Raw genomic sequence first — 20,867 nt, forward strand, 5'->3', positions numbered from 1 at the left:
CTACCGCAGTCAGTTCACGACGTGACCGTTTAAAGAGCCGCTTCCGTACTACGCCCGAGCTTGTTGATCCCGTAATCCTGCTCGGCGCATTCCAAAGCCGTAAGTGTCCAGCCATTACACATTGCAATTGAAAATGTGCAATGGCGGACTTCCCAGCCGAGCGCAGCTGGCCTAGATAGAGCGTTGATTCATCCTGGCGGATAATGCTTCCGCGCTTTCTTTTCGCTCCGAGTAGCGATCCACCAGGTAGCTCTCACGACCGCGAACCAGCAGAGTGAATTTCACCAGTTCCTCCATCACATCGACTACCCGGTCGTAGTACGGTGAAGGCTTCATTCGATCTGCCTCGTCGAACTCCAGATACGCCTTGGGCACAGACGACTGATTCGGGATGGTCAGCATGCGCATCCACCGACCCAGAACCCGCATCTGGTTCACTGCGTTGAAGGACTGCGAGCCGCCGCACACCTGCATCACCGCGAGAGTCTTACCCTGTGTGGGGCGTACGGCACCCATGGTCAGAGGAATCCAGTCAATCTGCGCTTTGAACACCGCAGACATCGCTCCGTGTCGTTCCGGGGAGCACCACACCTGACCGTCTGACCACAGCACCAGATCGCGCAGCTCCTGCACCTTAGGGTGATCGACTGGCGCGTCATCCGGCAACGGCAGTCCGGACGGATCGAAGATCACCGTCTCGGCACCCATTTGTTGGAGCAGACGTGCAGCTTCATGCGTCAGCAGACGGCTGAACGACCGCTCTCTGGTCGACCCATAGAGCAGGAGAATGCGTGGTTTGATGTTCGAACCATCTGAAAAACCCAATTTTTCAGCGCTCGGCATATCCATCAGCGACAGATCAAGAGCTGGAAAAGTATCGACAGAGTCCATATCAAATTCGCTCATCACAGGGCTCCGATCCGATCCAGAGCCTGCTTCAGATCAGCGCCCTGAAGCGTTTTCAGATTCAAGGTGAAGAGCGCGGTAAATCGCCTCTTGATACGTTCAACGGTCGCATCAAATGCGGCCTGAACCTCCTCATCAGAGCCGTCGACATCAGACGGGTCGGACAGCCCCCAGTGGCTTTTGATGGCCGGGCCGAAATACACCGGGCAAGGTTCGCCGCCCGCCTTGTCGCACACGGTGATGACGATATCGGGTGGTGTGTCTACGAAGACTTCCGAGCCTTTGCTGTACAGGCCGGACGTGTCGATTCCCAATCCTTGCAGAGTGCTCACCGCTCGCGGATTGAGTTTGCCGCTCGGGAAGCTGCCCGAACTGATGGCCGTGAAGCCGTCTGGGGCGACATGGTTGAACAGCCCTTCGGACAGGACGCTACGACAGCTATTGGCCGTACACATGAACAGAATCTTCATAAAGCAACTCCTAAGCGCTGATGCTCAAGCGCACGGCAAGTGCTGCCAGTGTCGTAAGCAAAATGGGAAAGGTGAGTACGCAGCCAACCTTGAAGTAGTAACCCCAGGTGATGCGGATGTTTTTCTGGGCCAGGACGTGCAGCCAGAGCAGCGTGGCCAAACTGCCGATGGGGGTGATCTTCGGGCCGAGGTCGCAGCCAATGACGTTGGCGTACACCATGGCCTCGTGTGCGAGTCCCGATACCCCACTGCCCTGGATCGACAAGGCACCGATCAGCACGCTGGGCATATTGTTCATCACGGATGACAGCAACGCGGCGGTGAAACCGGTACCCAGCGTGGCAGCCCACAGGCCATGGTCGGCGAAGGTGCCAAGCAGCGAGCTGAGTCCTTCAGTCAGCCCGGCATTCTTCAGCCCGTAGATCACCAGATACATGCCAAGCGAGAACAGGACGACTTGCCAGGGGGCGTTGAACATCACTTTGCGTGTCGAGATTACATGCCCCTTTGCGGCAATGATCAGCAGCACCAAGGCGCATGCGGCGGCGACAGCACTGACAGGAATACCAAGCGGCTCAAGGACGAATAACCCGAGCAACAGAAGTACCAGCACCCACCAGCCTGCAAGGAACGTATGGCGATCTTTGATGGCTTTTTCTGGCCGCCTTAGTTGCTCGGGCGAATACGCCTGCGGCACCTCCTTTCGATAAAACAACCAGAGCATGCTCAGGGTCACCACGACACTGACCAGATTCACCGGCCACATGATCGAGGCGTACCGGGCGAATCCGATATCGAAAAAGTCGGCAGAGACGATGTTCACCAAGTTCGAGACAACCAGCGGCAGGCTGGCAGTGTCGGCAATGAAACCGGCAGCCATCACGAAAGCTAAGGTCGCCGCTGGACTGAAGCGGAGCGCGGTCAGCATCGCGATCACGATGGGAGTCAGTATCAATGCTGCGCCGTCATTGGCAAACAGGGCCGAAACCGCTGCCCCCAAGAGCACCATCAGTGCAAACAGGCGTGCGCCGCTGCCTCCTCCCCAGCGAGCCACATGAAGTGCTGCCCACTCGAAAAAGCCCGCCTCATCCAGCAGAAGGCTGATGATGATCACCGCGATGAACGTTGCCGTGGCGTTCCACACTATGTGCCAGACCACGGGGATATCGCTGAGCGTGATGACACCGGTCAACAATGCGAGTACCGCCCCGGCAGACGCGCTCCAGCCAACGCCAAGTCCACGGGGTTGCCAGATCACCAGTACCAGCGTGACCAGAAATATTGAAATTGCCAACAGCATGTCAGTTCTCCAGAAACACTTAGCAGCAGGAAGCCTGGCGTACTGGGCGACCTTCCATCGAAGCAAGGCGACCTTGGTCATCGCCGAGCCAGGAACGGTTAGCCTCAAGGGTCGTTTGGAGCACCTCCACTGCCCACTGAGGGAGTTCTGGATGAAGGCGGTAATAGATCCATTGGCCCTGACGGCGATCTTCCAGCAGCCCGCAGGTGCGCAACTGAGCGAGGTGCCGGGACACTTTTGGTTGGTGATCGTCGAGCGCCCAGATCAATTCGCAGACACATAGCTCCCCCTCGACAGCGAGCATCAGCATGATTCGGGCGCGAGTTTCATCACCGAGGCATTTGAAGAAAGTGTGGGGCTGAAAGGACATGGCCAACCTGTATATTTGTTTATTCGTATATTCGAATTTACAGATATGAATACCTCAGTGGAAGCAGCTTCTTTGCTTAAGCCGAGCAAGCGTGCGGATGCAGGTCGTGCAGATTGCTTGCTTGGTGAGTTGGCAAGCGCGTCAGTACGTCCTTCAGGTATCTGTACGGATCATGCCCGTTCATGCGCGCCGACTGGATCAAGCTCATGATAGCCGCCGCTCGTTTACCACTGCGCAGCGAACCGGCGAACAACCAGTTGGAGCGACCGTCGATAGGCACAGCACCATCATCAAGCTCCGCGCAGCGCATCCACCAAGGGCTGGAGCTGCACGCCGGTTTGCCCTACCCATTGAGCCAGGGTTGAACGCGGGATGGCCAAGCCTGCTCGGCCAAAAGATCCTTTCTTGCCGGTACAGCGGCAGATGGTCGGAGAACTTGGCGCTGGAGTTGGCAGCCGCAGACACATTCGCTGCTTTCCGGCTCGGCACCAATTAGCCTCAGCTTCAGGTGGCAGCCAACTGCCTCAACCTGCGACTCAACCCAGGCGTGGTACCCGTAACTCGCTTGAACGCCCGACTGAAGGCCGCCTGGGACGTATAGCCCAACCGCTGCGCGACCTCTTCAATAGGTACTCTTTCCAGCGTCAGCCACTGGCTGGCAAGCCGCATTCGCACTTCGGTAACGTAGCGCAGTGGGCTCATGCCAATCGTCAGTTGGAAGCGCTCGGCAAAGACCGAGCGGGAGGTATTGCATTGCTCCGCCAACTGCTCGACGGTCCAGTCTCGGCCCGGTTGCTGATGAAGCGCCAGAAGTGCACCTGCCAGCCGCGGATCGCGCAGAGCGGCAACCAGGCCGGAGGCGTTGCCGCAGGCGCACTCGACCCAACCGCGAACGACCATGGCGGCGACCACATCGGCCAATCGCGCGAGGATGCCGGCGAAGCCAACGCGTGCGGCGCTGACCTCGCGCTCCATGGTGGTGAGAATAGGCACCAGCCCGGGGTAACGCTGGCCGCCGGCATCAATAAGCATCAGGCCAGGCATCAGCTTGCCAAGGCCATGGAGGCTGCCCAATTCGAATTCCATGCATCCACTGAACAACAGCGTGGTCGGCATGGAGCCGGGATCGGTTCCGGTGTCCACCGCGCTTACGGTTTCGCCGAGAGGCTCGCCGTCCAGCAGATCAATGTCCTGCACGGGTACCTGCGTATGCGAGAGCAAGTGATGGGCCGCGCCATGGCAGATGAAGACGGCGTTACCGGCTGACAGCGCATAGGTCGTCCCGTCTTCCATACGTAGCACCGCGTTGCCGACCGCCAGGAAGTGGAACCAAGCATGCCCGGGTTTGGCAGCGAAGGCCAAGCCGAAGGCTGGGCCCGCCTGGATACGGCGGTACTCGACACCGCGCAGGCGCATGCCGCGCAACAGCTCGTTGATGAGGTCGGAAGAGAGGGCAAATTGGTCTGTCGACATCGGCTCGGTGTTTTAATCAAAAAATTGAGTTTTTCGATCATAGATCATCCGGAATCTCGCGCCTAGACTACCGGTCGCAATTGAAGATTGGGAGATCCATGCAGTGACTGACCTTATATGCAATGCCGTACCCGACAGCCGTCGCGGCGCCGCGCCGGATGCAGAACCTACAACTCCAGCGTGGATGGCCGTATTCTCGTTGGCGATGGGCGTGTTTGGCTTGCTGACCGCTGAGTACCTTCCGGCCAGCCTGTTGACGCCGATGGCAACCGAGCTGGGGGTGTCCGAAGCGCTGGCTGGCCAAGCGGTAACGGTGACAGCGGTGGTGGCGCTGTTCGCTGGCCTGTTGGTGCCAGGCCTGACTCGAAGTATCGATCGGCGCTGGGTGTTGCTGGGGTTTTCCACGTTGATGATCGCATCCAACCTGCTGGTCGCCGTTTCCTCCAGTTTCGCGGTGCTGTTGTTGATGCGTATCTTGCTCGGCATCGCGCTTGGTGGGTTTTGGAGCATGGCGGCAGCGGTGGCGATGCGCTTGGTGCCCGTGGCTTTGTTGCCGCGAGCGCTCTCGATCATTTTCAGCGGCATCGCCGTCGGGACGGTGGTCGCGGTCCCGCTGGGTAGTTATCTGGGCGGGCTCTATGGCTGGCGCAGCGCGTTCTATGCAGCGGCAGCAGTGGGGGGGGTGACCCTGATTTTCCAGTCGCTTACGCTGCCGAGCCTTGCGCCACGTCGGCCGGCACGCCTGCGTACGGTGCTTGAAGTGTTGCAGCGCCCAGGCATTGCTATGGGGATGTTCGGTTGTGTGCTGGTGCACAGCGGCCACTTCGCGATGTTCACGTATATTCGGCCATTCCTCGAAGATACGACCGGCATTGGCCCGCAGGGCCTGTCGCTGATGTTGCTGGGTTTTGGTGTGGCGAACTTTGTCGGCACGTTGGTGGCCGGGTGGATGCTCACTCGTCACCCATTGGCCACCCTGGTGTTGATGCCAGCGTTGGTAGGCGTTGCGGCACTGGCGCTGGTCTTGTTGCCAGCTTCGGTGCCAGGGCAGGCTGTACTGCTGGCGGTCTGGGGCCTGGCCTTTGGGGGTGTGCCGGTGGCATGGTCGAACTGGGTCGCCAGCGCGGTCCCTGATCAAGCGGAGAGCGCTGGCGGCATGGTGGTAGCGTCTGTGCAGTCGGCCATCGCCACAGGCGCAGCCGCGGGTGGGGCAATGTTCAGCCTCGGTGGCAGCGCAGGCGTATTCGTGGCGGCGGCCGTGCTGATGCTGCTGGCCGCGTTGCTGATTGCACTGCGTGTGCGAGTTCCTGCGGTAGATGGGGCTGTGCTGAAAGGGGTTTTGCCTTGATGGGCATTTTCGCCACAGTTTTATCTCGCTATCTGTATCAGCGGCCCCGTTTGGCGAGAAGCTAAACAAGGTTGCGGTCAATTTCATAGATTTCTTGGCGGACTTCGTCCAGAGAGGTGCAAGGTACATCCATCTCTAGCTTTTCATTTCCACCCGGTTTACAGGGACTATCGCGTATCTGTCCTCCAGAACCGGCTCGTAGCAGTGACGCCAGAACCATGTCCTTCCTTGCCCCTCTAACCGTGATCGGGTATTGAATCTTCATCATTGATCCGAACCATGCCCTCAATGCCTGATCTATTCTCAGTGGCAGGTGGTGCGGATCATCACGGCCTGGCCTTTGCTGTACGAGATCGAGATAAGAATGACTCTGCAAAAGCGCAACAACGTAAACATCTCCGGCAGCGGCAGCGCGACCTTGATCCTTTCGCACGGCTTCGGTTGCGACCAAACCATGTGGAAATTGCTGCTGCCGCACCTTGCTTCGCGTTTTCGGGTGATCAGCTACGACTTGGTTGGTGCGGGCCAGTCGGATCTTGCTGCTTACGACCCTGAGAAGTATTCCTCGCTGTGGGGCTACGCATCGGACCTCAACGAGCTTATCGACGCGTACGCCGAGGGCCCGGTTATCCTGGTTTGCCATTCTGCAAGCGCAATGATCGGTACCCTGGCTCAGCGCCAGCAGCCAGGGCGCGTCGCGGCGATGGTCATGATTGGCGGATCGCCCAGCTATATCGACTCGGGCGACTATGCCGGTGGCTTCCTGGCTGAGGAGGTCGATGCGTTGCTCGAGGCCATCGACGACAACTATCAGGGCTGGTCAACCACCATGGCCCCGGTGTTGATGGGCGAACCTGGGGAACCTGCGCTGGGTGAGGAGTTGCTCAGCAGCTTCAAGCGTACCGATGGGCAAATCGCTCGGCATTTTGCGCGGGTGATCTTCTTGGCTGAGCAGATGGTCGCGATTGCCAGCCATGACCTGAAGAACCCGATGATGGCCATCAAGATGGCCGCGCACATGCTCGAGCATGGGCAGCGCTCCGAACGGGAGCAGCGCCTACTTGATGGCATCAGCACCTCAGCCGAGCGGGCGCAGCGGATGATTGTTGACCTGCTGGATTTTGCCTCGGTGCGGATTGGGCAGGGCATCAAGATCAGCCGGCATCAGGTCCCCCTCCCTGAGTTTGTGGACCAGTGTGTAAGTGAGCTGAGGATTGCCTTTGCTGATGCGCACATCCGGCATGTGTCGCGCGGGTGCGGCACGCTTGAAGTGGATCAGGATCGTCTGCAGCAGATGATCGGTAATCTGGTTGCCAACAGCGTTGCTTATGGTGATCTGAGTTTTCCGATCACCTTGAGCACTGACCTGTCCGCAGCAGGCGCGACCTTGAGCGTTCACAACCATGGCGAGCACATCGCCGAGGCGGTGATCCCGACGTTGTTCGAGCCCATGATGCGGGCCAATGAGTATGACGGTTCGATTCGGTCGGTCGGACTGGGGTTGTTCATTGTCAAGCAAATTGCCGAGGCGCATGGCGGGACGGTGAGCATGGTTTCGGATGCTGTGGCGGGGACTGCGTTCACGGTAAGCTTGCCCGTGCAGGCCGCTACAAGTTAGTGGGCTGCCAAACCTGGCCCTAGCGCCAGTTGCATCAAAACCTCTCCTTTTGTCGTAACGTGCTATGGCCTGCAAGGCCGCAGTCGGCGGCGTCAGTTATCCACCTCAGCAACCGCTACCTCACGCTGAACAGACTCCGAACCTGCAGCCCGCCGCACCGCAACCACCGGCTCAACCTTGACCACCGGCGCCGTTTGAAACCACACCGGCCACGAGCTGCGGTGGCGGTTCTCGACTTCGACGCAAGGAATCAATCGCTCGCGCAGCACATCGGTCTCGCCCACAGTCTTGGCCACGCGGTACTTCACGCCATGCACGCACTCGCGATCACCGAACTCGCAGCGGTTCAGCGAGGTGCCGCCGCAGGGGCCGTTGGCGAGGCCTTTGGGGCAGGATTCTGGGCAAATGTAGAGAGTGTCTTGTAGGCGACAACTGCCGCAGGTGTCGCAACCAACCAACGGTCTTTTGATGCCGCGCTCAAGGCCATGCAGCAGGCTTGCTGCGCCAGGTTTCGACCACAAAGGTCTAGTCACAGCCCAGCCAAACGCACGACTGGCCCGGTTCTCGCGGCCGAACAACAACCCGTGCATGCTCGACAACAAGTGATAGCGAACCTGCTCCCGCAGGCTGGCGCTGACCCGTGACTGGCCAAGCCGCCAATGCGCGCCGGGCGGGGTGAAGGTCACTGCGGGCAGGTCCGGCATCTGCCAGCTGGCAGTCCAGGCAGGCGCCCATTGTTCCAGGGTATGAACACTTGCCAGCACTTGCTCCAGCTCATCCTCCAGCGCTTGCAACTGGGTAATTTCATGCACACCGGACAGGTGCACGCCGGCATACCCCATCAATTTCAAACCCACCACCTGCAACGCCAGGCGCTGAATACTGCGCGCCTGGGCATACGCCTTGGACAGCGCCAGCTCGGCAGCCAGTACATCGCGCATCGATGGCGTGACGACGGCGCCGGCAACGTGTTCGAGCATCTGCGCGCGGCCGTGGGTGAGCGCCATAAGGCAGGCGATCAGCGGTTTCGGTGTGCGCTGACGAGCCATCCACTGCAGCGCTTCCTGATGTTTTTGATCGTCGTAGCCGAGCTGCAGGGTGAGGAAGTCAGCACCGGCACTGAGCTTTTTCTCAGCCTTGAGATACTGCGCAGCGCCTTCTTCTTCGCGGTACTTGAACGGGTTGAGAGCGGCGCCGAGCAGCCAGTCGGGTCGGGCCTGGCGGGCGATCTGCAGGGCGGCGACGGATTCGAGGTAGCGCACCGGCTGTTGGCCGGGCGTGTGCCCGGGCAGACGATCGCCGGTAAGGATCAGCAACTGGTCGAGGCCGGCGGCATCCATGTGTTGCAGCTGGCTGAGCAGGTCGTGGCGTTCGCGGGCCTTGCCGGAAAAGTGCAGCAGGGCGGGCACGGGTGTAGTCAGCGAGTTGAAAGCGTCCAGCGGCGACATGTCCAGCGGGCTGCCGACGCGGTCGCCGATGGACACGGTCAGCGGCCAGCCGCACAGCTGTTTGCGGGTCATGATCGCTTCGAGCGCGGCGAAGCGCTCGGCAGAGGGCTTGGGCACGAATTCCATGATGCAGACGAAGGCGTGCTCATGCAGCGCGGTTTTCAGCAGGCTCATGCGGGGCTCGGCACCGGCAGTGGATCTGGCCGGCATTGTGCGGCAGATGGGTGAGGTTGGCTTGTCTGATTGCGCTGGTGACAGGTGTGGAAAAGACATGCCATGGCGCGGCTGGGCCAATCTTAAGTCGGTGTACGTCAAAGCGCTGTATGAGAATTTCTTGAGATGATCATAAATTATATGAGTTTGTCTCAGCATCGCATTGCGCACAGACTTGCCCCATTGAAATTCAACGGCAAGGAACACCTCACATGGCACTGGCACACAACCTCGGCTTTCCACGCATCGGCTGTGATCCCGAACTGAAGAAGGCCCAACAGGCGTTCCTCACGGGCGCGCTGGATGAAGCCGGCCTGCGTGCGGTGGGCCGTGAGTTGCGTGCCAAGCACTGGCAGCTGCAGAAAGATGCCGGCATCGAGCTGCTGCCAGTCAGCGACCACGCGCTGGAGCTGACCCAGTGGTTCGACAGCAACAGCCACCACCTGGCCCCGCAGCTCAGCGTTGATCAGCAGTTCGCCCTGAACTGGGAGCAACTGCTTGAAGAGGTAAACGAGGCCAAAGCGCTCGGCCATGCCGTCAAGCCAGTCGTGCTCGGCCCGCTGACTTACCTGTGGCTGGGTGAATGCCAAGGTGGCGACTTCGACAAACTGGAATTGCTTGATCGCCTGCTGCCGCTGTACGACCAGATCCTCAACCAGCTGGCTGCGCAAGGTGTGGAGTGGGTACAGATCGATGAACCGATCCTGGCGCTGGAACTGCCGCAGGCCTGGAAGAATGCCTACGAGCGGGTCTACAACATCCTCCAGCGGGCGCCGCTGAAAAAGCTGGTCGCGACCTACTTTGGCGGCCTGAACGCCAACCTCGGCCTGGCCGCCAATCTCCCGGTCGACGGCCTGCACATCGACCTGGTGCAGGCCCCTGAACAATTCCCGACCATTCTTGATCGCCTGCCGGCGTACAAGGTGCTTTCGCTGGGCGTAGTCAGTGGCCGTAACAGCGGGCACTGGAATCTGGACGATGCGCTGCACGTCCTGCGCCTCGCCGCCGAGCGCCTGGGCGACCGGTTGTGGGTAGCGCCGTCGTGCCCGCTGCTGCACAGCGCTGACGAGCAAGACGATGCCGAGCTCAACAATGAGCTCGCCCTCGCCGCCGACAAGTGCCAGCAGGTAGCACTGCTGACCAAGGCGCTCAACCACTCGGACGTAGCCCAGGCTCGTGCCGCGTAGCAGGCGAGCCCCTGCTCATATCCAGATACAACCTGGCTTTGCCGCACCTGCCGAGTTCTGTTTCGATGCCGCTCGGCTATCCGGCCTACAGGGAGTGTTGGGATGAAAGTTCTAGTGGTGGGTGCCAGCAAAGGGCTGGGCAAGGCATTGATCGACGGGCTGGGAGCAACGGACGATACGCTGATCGGGGTGTCACGCACGCAGCCTGAACCGTTGCCGGTTCGCGATGGCATTGCAGTGCAGTGGATCGCAGCGGACATGGGCCAGCCCAAGTTGGCGGCGCAGCAGATTGCACATGCAGTAGAGGCGGGCGGTATCGATGCCCTGATCTACAACCTTGGTTTGTGGGAAACGCAGGCGTTCGAAGCCGGCTACAGTTTTGCAAGCGACGATGATGAGCAGCTGGAGCACATGGTCAGCTGCAATATCACCGCGACAATCCTGCTGATCAAACGTCTGCTGCCGGTTCTGTTGCGCAGCCAAGCGCCGCGAATCATCCTCACCGGCTCGACCTCCGGCCTGAGTCAGAGCGGTCGCCCCGAAGTTACCTTTGGCGCATCGAAATTCGCCTTGCGCGGTATCGCCGAAGCGCTGCGCGAAGGCTACCGAGATCAACAGCTCGGCGTCACCTGCCTCAATCTCGGCTACCTGAATACCGAAGACGACCTTGAAGTGCCGTTGGCCGAAGCCGCAGCACGCGGGGCAGGGGAGTTGATTCCGGTGCACGATGTGGTGCTGATGGTGCGCACATTGCTCAGCTTGTCGCCAGCCAGCTACGTGCGTGAGCTGACTCTGCCAGCCATCGCTGACGAGCGCTTCTGAACCTTCTTGAGCAACCAGGCTGCCGGCACGCGCCGCCAGCCCGGTTCACGCAATCGCCGACCTAGCGCTCGATCGCCAGCGCCACGCCCTGACCACCACCAATGCACAGGGTCGCCAGGCCTTTCTTGGCATCACGCTTGATCATCTCGTGCAGCAGGGTCACCAGCACTCGGCAACCAGATGCGCCAATCGGATGACCGAGGGCAATGGCGCCGCCATTGACGTTGACCTTGTCTGCGTCCCATTCCAGCGACTTGCCCACCGCCAGCGCCTGCGCGGCGAAGGCTTCGTTGGCTTCGATCAGGTCCAGATCGGCCAACTGCCAGCCGGCCTTGGCCAGGCAGCGCTGGGTGGCCGACACCGGGCCAATGCCCATGATCGCCGGGTCGACCCCAGCACTGGCGTAGCTGGCAATCCTGGCCAGCACCGGCAGGCCCAGCTCGGTCGCTTTGGCCGCGCTCATCAGCAGTACCGCCGCTGCGCCGTCGTTGAGGCTGGAGGCGTTGCCGGCGGTGACGCTGCCGTCTTTCTTGAACGCCGGACGCAGTTTGGCCAGTGCTTCGGCGGTGGATTCGGGACGGGGTTGCTCGTCGCGCTCGACCACCTTTGGCTCGCCCTTTTTCTGCGGCAGCACGATGGGCGTGATCTCGTCCTTGAAACGCCCGGCTTCGATGGCGGCGACGGCCTTGCGTTGGGATTCGGCGGCAAAGGCGTCCTGCTGTTCACGGCTGATGTCGAACTTGTCGACCAGGTTCTCGGCTGTGATGCCCATGTGGTAATCGTTGAAGGCGTCCCACAGGCCGTCGCTGATCATGCTGTCGATCAACTGGCCATGGCCCATGCGCTGACCGGTGCGGGCCGAGGGCATGACGTAGGGCGCCAGGCTCATGTTCTCCTGGCCGCCGGCTATGACCACATCGGCATCGCCACAGCGAATCGCCTGGGTCGCCAGGTGCAAGGCCTTGAGGCCCGAGCCGCAGACTTTGTTCAGGGTCAGCGCCGGCACGCTGAACGGCAAGCCGGCCTTGACCGCAGCCTGACGCGCCGGGTTTTGTCCGGCACCGGCGGTCAGCACCTGGCCAAGGATCACCTCGTCGACTTGTGCTGGGTCGAGCCCGGTCTGCTCGAGCAGGCGCTTGATCACCGCAGCGCCCAGATCGACGGCTGGCACGCTGGCCAGAGCGCCCTGGAAACTGCCGATGGCGGTACGGGTGGCGGCGACGATGACGACTTCATGCATGTTGTTGTTCTCCGATGAAGGTGGCGCGACGAGGCGACGCAGTACCACCCAGCATCGGTGCAAACGGTTCATTTGTTAAGTTTGTTTTTCTTTGGCATTGATTCGCAAAGCTAATCAATCACCCCGTTAGACGGCAGGGCACTGATGAGTGACGCAGTGAATGTCACCGCCGCCTGCGGCAATCGCGTCGATGCGCAGCGGCGCAGGGTTTACTGCAGGCGTTGTCGGCGCAGCGGGTCAGGGGCCCGGCGTGGGCGTGCCTGGTGCACCGCGACAGCCAGGATGACCCGCTGGCGCGTGCCTTCATGCAGTGGCTGCGTGAGCAGCTGGGGCGATCTGCGGTTGGAACCACCCCCGTCAGCCCGTAATATGTGTCGGATAACTTGCGGGGGTAGTCTCACCCTCAGATCAAACGGAACCCGCCCGCGCGGCGCGGCTCCCTAGCCTAAACCTGACGAGGTACAGACATTGGCCATCATTCATCCCAAGGTTCGCGGTTTCATCTGCACCACGACCCATCCGAAGGGCTGCGAGCTCAACGTCCGTGACCAGATCGAAGCCACCCGCAAGCTGGGCGTGCGCGATGATGGTCCGAAAAAGGTCCTGGTGATCGGTGCTTCCAGCGGCTACGGCCTGGCAGCACGCATCACTGCAGCCTTCGGCTTCAAAGCCGACACCCTCGGCGTGTTCTTCGAAAAGCCAGGCACCGAAAACAAGCCAGGCACCGCCGGCTGGTACAACGCTGCTGCATTCGACAAGTTCGCCAAGGCTGAAGGCCTGTACAGCAAGTCGATCAACGGTGACGCCTTCTCCGATGAAGCCCGCGCCAAGGTCATCGAGCTGATCAAGAACGAAATGGGCGGCAAGGTTGACCTGGTCATCTACTCGCTGGCCTCGCCTGTGCGCAAGCTGCCAAAGACTGGCGAAGTGATTCGCTCGTCGCTCAAACCAATCGGCCAGCCGTACAAGTCGACTGCCATCGACACCAACAAAGACGTGATCACCGAAGCCTCGATCGAGCCGGCCACCGAGCAGGAAATCGCCGACACCGTCACCGTCATGGGTGGTCAGGACTGGCAGTTGTGGATCGACGCTCTGGCTGATGCCGGCGTGCTGGCCGAGCAGGCGCGTACCGTCGCGTTCAGCTACATCGGCACCGAAATCACCTGGCCGATCTACTGGCACGGTGCACTGGGCAAGGCCAAGCAGGACCTGGACGACACCGCCCTGCGCCTGGACCAGAAGCTCGCCAGCGAGATCAAGGGCGGCGCCAACGTTGCCGTGCTCAAGTCGGTGGTCACCCAGGCCAGCTCGGCGATCCCGGTAATGCCGCTGTACCTGTCGATGGTGTTCAAGATCATGCAGGAAAAGGGTGTGCACGAAGGCACCCAGGACCAGCTCGATCGCATGTTCCGCGACCGCTTGTTCCGGGAAGACGGCGCGCCGGCTGAAGTCGACGAAAAAGGCCGCCTGCGCCTGGACGACTGGGAACTGCGCGACGACGTCCAGGATGCGTGCAAGGCCCTGTGGCCACAAGTGACCACCGAGAACCTGTTCGAAATGACCGACTACGCCGGTTACAAGAAGCAGTTCCTCAACCTGTTCGGCTTCGAACGCGCTGACGTCGACTACGACGCAGACGTGGCGACAGACGTCCAGTTCGACTGCGTTCAGCTGTAATCAGCGAAGCGTGTGTCTGGTGATGGCGTGGGGCTGAAATTTTGCTAGCGTGAGCAGACTCCAACAAAGAGTCCGCCATGAGCAGCCTGACCCAACCCGCCAGCGCCCTGCGCCACAAAGCCGCCGATGGCTACAGCCTCGGCGGTTTTGTCTGGCGCCATGCTCGACCTGATCCTCAGCGCCCGCTGGTGATCATCAACCCGGCCACTTCGGTGCGCTGCGCTTACTACTCGCGCTTTGCCGACTACCTGTTTGCCCAGGGCTGTGATGTGCTGTGCTTCGATTATCGCGGCATCGGCGAATCACGGCCGCCGTCGTTGCGTGGCTTCACGGCGTCATGGAGCGATTGGGGGCAACTGGATTTCGAGGCCATGCTGCAGTATGCGGCCGAGCACTTCCCCGGGCAGCCAGTGGATGTGGTCGGGCACAGCTTCGGCGGTTGGGCGGTAGGCCTGGCGCCCTCGGCGCAGCAGGTGCGGCGGGTGGTGATGGTCGGTGCGCAGTTTGCCTATTGGCGCGACTATGCGGCTGCGCAGCGCTGGCGCTTGTTGGCCAAATGGCATGTGGCAATGCCGCTGCTGACCAGGGTGATGGGCTATTTCCCGGGCAAACGCCTGGGTTGGCTGGAAGATACCCCGGCAGGGGTTGTTGCTGACTGGAGTACGCCCACGCCTGCGTACGAACAGCGTCCTAGCGGGCGCTTGCTGGCGACAAGGCCATTCGCTCAGGTGCATGCGGCAACATTGGCGATCAGCTTGAGCGATGACCCGTTCGGTACGGTGGCTGCTACCGAGCGTTTACTGGCTTATCTGAGCGAGGCGCAACCCGCGCATCTGCGGATTGCCCCGGCGGACATACAGGTCGCCGAGATCGGCCACTTTGCCTTCTTTCATGACCGCTTCAGGCAGACGCTGTGGCCGATTGCACTGGAATGGTTGCAACACGGCCAGCTGTCACCAGGCACGCCCGGCCAGCGGCTGCGCTGACGCCGCAAGCCAAGGGGCTACGCAGGCAGCCCCTTTGTCATCAAGCCAGGCGCTTGAGCGGCTGCTGGGCAAACTTCACCCCAGCCAGGCCATACGCGATCAACGCACGGATATTGCCGTGGTCGCTGCCATCTGGCGTGGCGACCACGCTGCGGTAATGCTCACCAAAGGCCAGCAACGCTTCGCGGTCGCTCAAGCCTTCCAGCACGGCCATGCCGAGGGTCTTGCACGAGCCTTCGTTCTGGCCGGCGGCGTTTTCCACGTCACCGTTGGTAAACGCCTGCGGCTGATAGCTGTAGTGCTCGGCGATGAACGCAAGGGTGTCGGCAAAGGCGTGTTCGCCGCTTTCGAGGCTGGCGCGCAGGGTGTTCAAGTCAGTCACGGGGTTTTCCTTGTTCGAACGCCGCTTGCTGATCGGCGCTGGCTTCTTTCTGGTATTGGGCTTTCCATTCGGCGTAAGGCATGCCGTACACCGCTTCGCGGGCGTCATCCAGGCTGATGTCGACCTGCTGCTCATCGGCAGCCGCCTTGTACCACTTGGACAGGCAGTTGCGGCAGAAACCGGACAGGTTCATCAGGTCGATGTTCTGCACATCGGTGCGTTTTTGCAGGTGGTCGACCAGCCGGCGAAACGCGGCGGCTTCGAGTTCGAGCTGTTGTTGTGGGGTCATGGGCTTCTCTCAGATCATGCGGTTCTTCAGGTGGCGGCCACCGTTGATGACCACCTGGCTGCCGGTGCTGTAGTGGCTGTCGAGCAGGTACTTGACCGCCTCGATCAGCGGCCCGGCGCCGGGTTCGAATTCCAGCAGGGCCTTTTTCAGGGTCTGCTGGCGGTAGGCTTCGTCGCCGCCTTCCTTGAGGATCAACAACCCCGGCAGGATACCGTTGACGCGCACCGTCGGCGCGTACTTTTCGGCAAACGACAGCACCATGTTCTGCAGTGCGGCCTTGGTCGCGGCGTAGCCGATATGGCTCTTGCTGCCGCGCGAGGAGGTTTCGTCGCAGATGTGGATGATGTCGGCCTTGTCGACCTTGCGCAGCATGTCGCCAAGGGCCAGGTTGAGGTGATACGGCGCCTCGACGTGCAGGCGGAACATCAGCTCAAGATTGACCAGGTCGTCATCCAGCCACACCGAGGCGTTGTGGATGATCGCGCGCAGGCCGTCGTAGTGGCTGCCCAGGTGATCGATCAGGGCGTCGCGGTCGGCCTGCTGGCACAGATCGGCGCGAAACTGGACGATGTTCGGGTGCGCAGATTGCGCATGGACATGGCGACTGGCAGCGACCACCGTATGGCCGGCCTGTGCCAGTTCAAGTGCCAGAGCCAGCCCTACGCGTTGGCTGGCTCCGGTGATCAGAATGGGGCTGTTCATGTTCAGGGCGGTCTACTTGTCTGTGCAGGCAGTGATGCCCCAGCATACCCGAACTGCTTCCCTCTGGGGGGCGCCTCAGCGGCTGCGCAGCCCGCGCGTGGGCTCTGCGCTGGCGGCTGGCGCCGGGTGTAGCCAGCTGGCCAGCAGCCGCGTCGACAGCGGGATGAATAGATAGACCATGACTGGCGTCAGGCCCAAGGTGCTGAGCAGCACCCGCGGCAGCAGGTCGAGTGCGCTGAGCCAGTGGCCGAAGACCAGGTTGAACAGCAGCGAGACCGGGAAGAACGCCAGCCAGATTGCCACGGCCTGCTTCCAGCGCGGCGGCTTTTGCACTGTATTGGCGCCGAACCAGTCGTCGATGCCGCTGACGCGCTGCTCCCTGGGGCGTTCGAACAGGCCGTCGCCGCGTTGCAGCCAGGCGCGGCGCGAGGCCGAATGCTCCCAGGCATGCATGGTCTGCTCGCTGGTGAAACGGAAGATGATCTGGAATTCGTCGCCATCTCCGGGCGGGGCGAGGATGCCCGAGCCGAGGTAACCGGTGAAGTCAGTGGCCAGCTGCTCGCCTTCATGCAGCCAGGTCAGCAGGTCCTGGTAGCGGCCATGGGCGGCGCGGCGCGACACCATCAGGGTAACGGGTGGGGTAGACATTGTGTATCTCCTGGCGACAGGACTGGCGGGTAGCCGGCCCTTAGGCTTGCGCGCCCGGGGTGGTGGGCGACGCAGGCATGCATGCAAGAATCAGGCGCGGATTATCGCGGATAAACTGTGACTCGTCAGTGTCAGCGGGCGAACGGTTGGTTATTTGTTTGCCCGTCCCGGCGTAGAATGTGCTTTGTTTAATCGAATCCGGGTTTTCACCACGCATGAACGAGCAGGCACTCCCTATAGCCGGTCTGGATCACCAAGAGCTGTTTCCAATCCGCGAGGTTTCGCGCCTGACCGGGGTCAACCCGGTGACGCTGCGTGCCTGGGAGCGTCGCTACGGCCTGATCCAGCCAACTCGCACCGACAGCGGCCACCGCTTGTACTCGCAGGCCGACGTCGACGCGGTACGCAGCATCCTCGGCTGGCTTGAGCGCGGCGTGGCGGTGAGCAAGGTCGGCAGCATTCTCGCCCGTGGCCAGGCGCTGGCGCAGGACAGCAGTGCTGCAAGCAATGCCGATGACCTGGCCAGGTGGCGTACCCAGGTACGCGAGGCAGTGCAGTGCTTTGACGGCGCTAGGCTCGACCGTTTGTTCGATCAGGTATTTGCCAGTACTACCCAGGAGCGGGTGTTCAACGACGTATTCATGCCGGTTTGGCACACCCTGCGCGGGGCGCCGCGCGGTTTTGGCCAGGCCAGCGAGTGGGGTTTTCTCGACCAGTTCTTGCGCGGGCGGGTGCTGATGCGCCTGCAGCTGGCGCGGGCACCGCGGCGCCAGCGCGTCGTGCTGGCGCCGCTGTCAACCGCGCTGCAGGAGCTGGAGTTGCTGGTGGCCGGGCTGCTGCTCGGCAGCGAAGAAGTCGGCGTGGTACTGCTGCCGGCCAGTCAGCCGCTGCAGGAGCTGGCGCTGATCTGTCGGCAGCTGGAGCCGGATGCGGTGGTGCTGTTCTCCAATCAGCGGCCAACTGCCGAGTTGGGTAAGCGCCTGGCACGTTTAGGGTTGGGTTGCCCGTTACTGCTGGCGGGGGAGGCGGCGGAGTTTGCTCAGGACACGCTGGCCGGCAGTGCGGTGGTCTGCCTGGGAGCCGAGGTCAGCCTGATGCGCCGACGCTTGCGCCAGTATCTGGCCGGTCAGCTCGATACCTGAAGCTTAAGCGTGCAGTTCGGGATGGGCGCTACGGTGGGCCTGGAGGATGTATTCGCGCAAGCGCTCGATCTCTTCTGCCGGGCTGCGGCTGAGGTCGTACGCGGCCAGGTTTGCACCGATACGCCGGCGCAGCACGCCGTGCAGGCCGATCGGCGCGATGCCGTCAGGGGCGAAGCTCAGGTCGAAGCGCTTGGGCGCCTGTTTCAGGCCGCGCACTTCAAGCAATACACCCTTGAACGAGATGTCCCGGACCCACAGGTTGCTGCGTTTGCCTTTGCTTTCGAGCAGCGCCGAGGGCTCTTCGAGTGACAAGCGCCATGGCCGCAGTTGCGGGCCGTCTTCCTCGTAGATTTCCGGGGAGCCAAGCTGCAGGTGCAGGGCGTGGAATTCGTCTTCGACCAGTTGCAGCGGGAAGCTGATCTGCTGGTTGTTGAAATGCGCCTGCAGGGTAACCTGATCACTGGCCGCAAGGCGCGTCAGCAAGGTCTGCAGCTGGCGATCGCCGTTGACCAGCAGGCCGGACATAGGGTCAGCCAAGTTCAGTTGCGGCGAATGCTGCAAGTCTTGGATGAAGCTCATCTCGGCCTGGGTGAGCAGGGTATCTGCTTGCATGGTCGCATCCGAATGTGGCGATTTTTTCAACAGTGACAGGATGGACAGCGGCGGCGGCGGTTGGTTCATTTGAGCAGCTCGGATTTCAGATCGGCGAACTGCGCCTGGCATTGTTCCAGGCTGCGCTGCAGTTCGACCTGGCGGCTGACGTCCTTCTGGATACCAATGAAATAGCGGCGCTGGTCGGCTTCGTTGTACACCGGCGTGATAGACAGCTCATTCCAGAACGCGCTGCCGTCCTTGCGGTAGTTGAGCAAAACTTCGCGGCACGGTTTGCCGTCAAGCATGGCCTTGCGGATGCGTACGCGGGCCAGTTGGTCGCGGTCATTGCCCTGCAGAAAGCGGCAGTCCTGATAGAGGATTTCGTCGCGGCTGAAACCGGTCAGGCGCTCGAAGGCGGCGTTCACGTAGATCAGGATGGTGTCGTCACCTTCCTGTTCACAGACCACGATGCCGTCATTGGAGGCATCGACCATCGATTGCAGCAGTTGAGCGTTGATCATGTGCGGACCAGAGATTGGATAGCGGCGACTTACGCCTCAAGCGGCCTTTTGCCATTGCAGGATGCTAGTATCCTACGTTTTTACTCAGTTTCGGAATCCTCCCGCAGATGAAAGTCGTCATTATTTCCGGTTCAGTGTATGGCACCGCCGAAGAAGTTGCCCGTCATGCCGAGGCGTTGCTCAAAGCCGCTGGCCTTGAAGCCTGGTACGCGGCGCGGGCCAGCCTGGCCGACATCGAAGGCTTTGCCTCGCAAGCCCTGCTGGCTGTGACCTCGACCACCGGCATGGGTGAGCTGCCGGATAACCTTATGCCGCTGTTCTGCGCTATTCGCGACAGCCTGCCAGCGGCATGGCGCGGCCTGCCCGGCGCAGTGATCGGCCTGGGCGACTCCAGCTACGGCGACACCTACTGCGGCGGCGGCGAGCAGATGCGCGAGCTGTTTACCGAACTGGGTGTGCACGAAGTGCTGCCGATGTTGCGTCTGGATGCCAGCGAAACGGTCACCCCGGAGGCTGACGCCGAGCCGTGGTTGGCCGAGCTGGCCGCCGCACTGAAGGCCTAAGCTTGCTCGCGCAGCAACCCCAGCCAGGCTTGCGCTGCGCGTGACAGATACGCGCCGCGGCGCCAGATAAAGGCAATGTCCCAGCGCAGCGCCTCGGGTGCCAGTAAGGGCAGACGGACCACCCCAGGGCGCTCCAGCGCGCGGGCGACTACCCGCGGCAGCAGCACCACGCCTTGGCCTGCTGCCACCAGTGCCGCGAGAAAGTCCGCCTGACCGCTGCGCCCGCCTTCCTTGGGGGTGAAACCCAACTGCTGGCAGGCGCTGAGCAGGCGGTCGTTGAGGACGAAGCTGCGCTGGTAGAGCAAGAACGGCGTCTCGGCCAGTTGGCCCAGGTCAACCTCGGTCAAGCCTGCCAGGGCGTGTCCGGCGGGCAGCAGGGCATCCAGCGGCTCGTTGCAGAAGGGCTGAAAGGCGAAGGCGTCGTCGTTTGGCGTCAGGCTGCCGCCCAATTCCAGCTCACCGCTGCGTACCGCCTGCTCAATGGTGCGGCTGCCGCCCTCGAGCAGGTGAATGACGATGTTCGGATGGCGCCGCCGGTACTCGGCGAACAGCCCGGCAAACAGCGCATCACTGCCCAGCAGTGGCAGGCCCAGGCGCAATTCGCCACGGTGCATCTGGCTCAGATCATCCAGCTCGCTCAACAGCTCATGGCGCTGGCGCAGCAGCGCTTCGCCGCGCTCGAGGACGATGCGCCCGGCGGCGGTCAGGTGCATCTGCGAGCCCTGCCGTTCGAGCAGTTGCTGGCCGATGTCATCCTCCAGCTGAGCCACCTGCTTGCTCACCGCTGACTGGCTGATATTCAGCGTCTGCGCGGCCTGGGTAAAACCACCGCGATGAACCACTTCGACAAAGCTGCGTAGCTGCTTGAATTCCATCGCCTGAATTCCTTTTTGGAATGGCAGGCAGTCTAACAATTCGCTTCTGGCCTAGGCACGGCAAATTTACAATGGGCACCCGTCGAGGAA

General features: G+C 61.6%; 22 protein-coding genes and 2 pseudogenes. 8 read left to right on the forward strand and 16 right to left on the reverse strand.

Annotated features, from left to right (window positions below; all coding sequences use genetic code 11):
* Positions 1-171 precede the first annotated feature (171 nt).
* From arsH to M2396_RS20780, 7 genes and pseudogenes are all read right to left on the reverse strand, one after another.
* Entirely contained in the window at positions 172-906 is a 735-nt protein-coding gene (gene arsH, locus M2396_RS20755; RefSeq protein WP_259077661.1) for an arsenical resistance protein ArsH, read from the reverse strand.
* The gene (locus M2396_RS20760) at positions 906-1,376 is read right to left on the reverse strand and encodes an arsenate reductase ArsC (RefSeq protein ID WP_259077663.1); all 471 of its coding nucleotides are present in this window, start codon (positions 1,374-1,376) and stop codon (positions 906-908) included. Before M2396_RS20760 ends, arsH begins: the two co-directional genes overlap by 1 nt.
* A 10-nt stretch (positions 1,377-1,386) precedes the next feature.
* Positions 1,387-2,676, reverse strand: a complete 1,290-nt coding sequence (locus M2396_RS20765) for an arsenic transporter (protein WP_259077666.1) — start codon at positions 2,674-2,676, stop codon at positions 1,387-1,389.
* A 19-nt stretch (positions 2,677-2,695) separates the two neighbouring features.
* Positions 2,696-3,046 (reverse strand): metalloregulator ArsR/SmtB family transcription factor, encoded by a 351-nt coding sequence (locus M2396_RS20770; protein WP_259077667.1) that lies wholly within the window; start codon positions 3,044-3,046, stop codon positions 2,696-2,698.
* Between the two features lie 76 nt (positions 3,047-3,122).
* Positions 3,123-3,362 (reverse strand): annotated as a pseudogene (locus tag M2396_RS20775) (transposase domain-containing protein); the annotation flags it as partial.
* A complete protein-coding gene (locus M2396_RS24410; protein ID WP_409035111.1) occupies positions 3,337-3,513 on the reverse strand; it encodes a transposase in 177 nt (58 codons plus the stop codon). The gene M2396_RS24410 and the pseudogene M2396_RS20775, both read right to left, overlap by 26 nt.
* 37 nt (positions 3,514-3,550) lie before the next feature.
* Complete coding sequence (locus tag M2396_RS20780; RefSeq protein WP_101316326.1) at positions 3,551-4,519, reverse strand: AraC family transcriptional regulator; 969 nt, start codon at positions 4,517-4,519, stop codon at positions 3,551-3,553.
* A gap of 103 nt (positions 4,520-4,622) precedes the next feature.
* On the opposite strand from M2396_RS20780, the gene M2396_RS20785 reads away from it, so the two are divergent.
* Positions 4,623-5,867: an MFS transporter gene (locus M2396_RS20785; RefSeq protein ID WP_259077669.1), complete on the forward strand. Its 1,245-nt coding sequence runs from the start codon at positions 4,623-4,625 to the stop codon at positions 5,865-5,867.
* 364 nt (positions 5,868-6,231) lie between these two features.
* Positions 6,232-7,485 (forward strand): alpha/beta fold hydrolase, encoded by a 1,254-nt coding sequence (locus M2396_RS24415; protein ID WP_409035112.1) that lies wholly within the window; start codon positions 6,232-6,234, stop codon positions 7,483-7,485.
* Between the two features lie 92 nt (positions 7,486-7,577).
* Here M2396_RS24415 and M2396_RS20800 read toward each other — a convergent pair whose 3' ends face one another.
* Complete coding sequence (locus M2396_RS20800) at positions 7,578-9,107, reverse strand: methylenetetrahydrofolate reductase C-terminal domain-containing protein (RefSeq protein WP_259077670.1); 1,530 nt, start codon at positions 9,105-9,107, stop codon at positions 7,578-7,580.
* Between the two features lie 251 nt (positions 9,108-9,358).
* Between M2396_RS20800 and M2396_RS20805 the strand changes: the two are divergent.
* Together M2396_RS20805 and M2396_RS20810 are read left to right on the forward strand one after the other, a co-directional pair.
* Positions 9,359-10,330: pseudogene (locus M2396_RS20805) on the forward strand (5-methyltetrahydropteroyltriglutamate--homocysteine S-methyltransferase); the annotation flags it as partial.
* A 105-nt stretch (positions 10,331-10,435) separates the two neighbouring features.
* Positions 10,436-11,155 (forward strand): SDR family oxidoreductase, encoded by a 720-nt coding sequence (locus M2396_RS20810; protein ID WP_259077671.1) that lies wholly within the window; start codon positions 10,436-10,438, stop codon positions 11,153-11,155.
* 61 nt (positions 11,156-11,216) lie between these two features.
* On the opposite strand, the gene M2396_RS20815 is transcribed toward M2396_RS20810, so the two are convergent.
* Complete coding sequence (locus M2396_RS20815; RefSeq protein ID WP_101316341.1) at positions 11,217-12,395, reverse strand: acetyl-CoA C-acetyltransferase; 1,179 nt, start codon at positions 12,393-12,395, stop codon at positions 11,217-11,219.
* A 468-nt stretch (positions 12,396-12,863) separates the two neighbouring features.
* Between M2396_RS20815 and fabV the strand changes: the two genes are divergently transcribed.
* The gene (fabV, locus tag M2396_RS20825; RefSeq protein WP_188035315.1) at positions 12,864-14,075 is read left to right on the forward strand and encodes an enoyl-ACP reductase FabV; all 1,212 of its coding nucleotides are present in this window, start codon (positions 12,864-12,866) and stop codon (positions 14,073-14,075) included.
* 77 nt (positions 14,076-14,152) lie between these two features.
* On the forward strand, positions 14,153-15,061 hold the full coding sequence (locus M2396_RS20830; protein ID WP_188035316.1) for an alpha/beta fold hydrolase: 909 nt from the start codon (positions 14,153-14,155) through the stop codon (positions 15,059-15,061).
* A 40-nt stretch (positions 15,062-15,101) separates the two neighbouring features.
* Here the strand turns inward: M2396_RS20830 and M2396_RS20835 are convergent, their stop codons facing one another.
* The 4 genes from M2396_RS20835 to M2396_RS20850 form a co-directional block, all read right to left on the reverse strand.
* On the reverse strand, positions 15,102-15,443 hold the full coding sequence (locus M2396_RS20835; RefSeq protein ID WP_178080741.1) for a HopJ type III effector protein: 342 nt from the start codon (positions 15,441-15,443) through the stop codon (positions 15,102-15,104).
* On the reverse strand, positions 15,436-15,732 hold the full coding sequence (locus tag M2396_RS20840; protein WP_150570009.1) for a DUF1244 domain-containing protein: 297 nt from the start codon (positions 15,730-15,732) through the stop codon (positions 15,436-15,438). The genes M2396_RS20835 and M2396_RS20840 overlap by 8 nt, the downstream gene beginning before the upstream one ends.
* A gap of 9 nt (positions 15,733-15,741) precedes the next feature.
* Positions 15,742-16,434: a dihydromonapterin reductase gene (gene folM, locus M2396_RS20845; RefSeq protein ID WP_101316349.1), complete on the reverse strand. Its 693-nt coding sequence runs from the start codon at positions 16,432-16,434 to the stop codon at positions 15,742-15,744.
* 75 nt (positions 16,435-16,509) lie between these two features.
* Positions 16,510-17,082 (reverse strand): antibiotic biosynthesis monooxygenase, encoded by a 573-nt coding sequence (locus tag M2396_RS20850; RefSeq protein WP_259077678.1) that lies wholly within the window; start codon positions 17,080-17,082, stop codon positions 16,510-16,512.
* Positions 17,083-17,297: 215 nt separating this feature from the next.
* Between M2396_RS20850 and M2396_RS20855 the strand changes: the two genes are divergently transcribed.
* Positions 17,298-18,224, forward strand: a complete 927-nt coding sequence (locus tag M2396_RS20855; protein ID WP_259077681.1) for a MerR family transcriptional regulator — start codon at positions 17,298-17,300, stop codon at positions 18,222-18,224.
* A 3-nt stretch (positions 18,225-18,227) separates the two neighbouring features.
* Here the strand turns inward: M2396_RS20855 and M2396_RS20860 are convergent, their stop codons facing one another.
* Together M2396_RS20860 and M2396_RS20865 are read right to left on the reverse strand one after the other, a co-directional pair.
* The gene (locus tag M2396_RS20860; RefSeq protein ID WP_101322937.1) at positions 18,228-18,836 is read right to left on the reverse strand and encodes a hypothetical protein; all 609 of its coding nucleotides are present in this window, start codon (positions 18,834-18,836) and stop codon (positions 18,228-18,230) included.
* Between the two features lie 65 nt (positions 18,837-18,901).
* Entirely contained in the window at positions 18,902-19,339 is a 438-nt protein-coding gene (locus tag M2396_RS20865) for a PAS domain-containing protein (protein ID WP_101316355.1), read from the reverse strand.
* A 107-nt stretch (positions 19,340-19,446) separates the two neighbouring features.
* Here M2396_RS20865 and M2396_RS20870 point away from each other — a divergent pair, with 107 nt between their 5' ends.
* The gene (locus M2396_RS20870; RefSeq protein ID WP_259077686.1) at positions 19,447-19,902 is read left to right on the forward strand and encodes a flavodoxin; all 456 of its coding nucleotides are present in this window, start codon (positions 19,447-19,449) and stop codon (positions 19,900-19,902) included.
* Here the strand turns inward: M2396_RS20870 and M2396_RS20875 are convergent.
* The gene (locus tag M2396_RS20875; protein WP_259077688.1) at positions 19,899-20,777 is read right to left on the reverse strand and encodes a LysR family transcriptional regulator; all 879 of its coding nucleotides are present in this window, start codon (positions 20,775-20,777) and stop codon (positions 19,899-19,901) included. The two genes, M2396_RS20870 and M2396_RS20875, sit on opposite strands and share 4 nt — an antisense overlap.
* Between the last annotated feature and the right edge of the window lie 90 nt (positions 20,778-20,867).

The sequence above is a fragment of the Pseudomonas sp. BIGb0278 genome, from assembly GCF_024809895.1.
In the GTDB taxonomy this organism is placed as follows: Bacteria; Pseudomonadota; Gammaproteobacteria; order Pseudomonadales; family Pseudomonadaceae; genus Aquipseudomonas; species Aquipseudomonas shirazensis.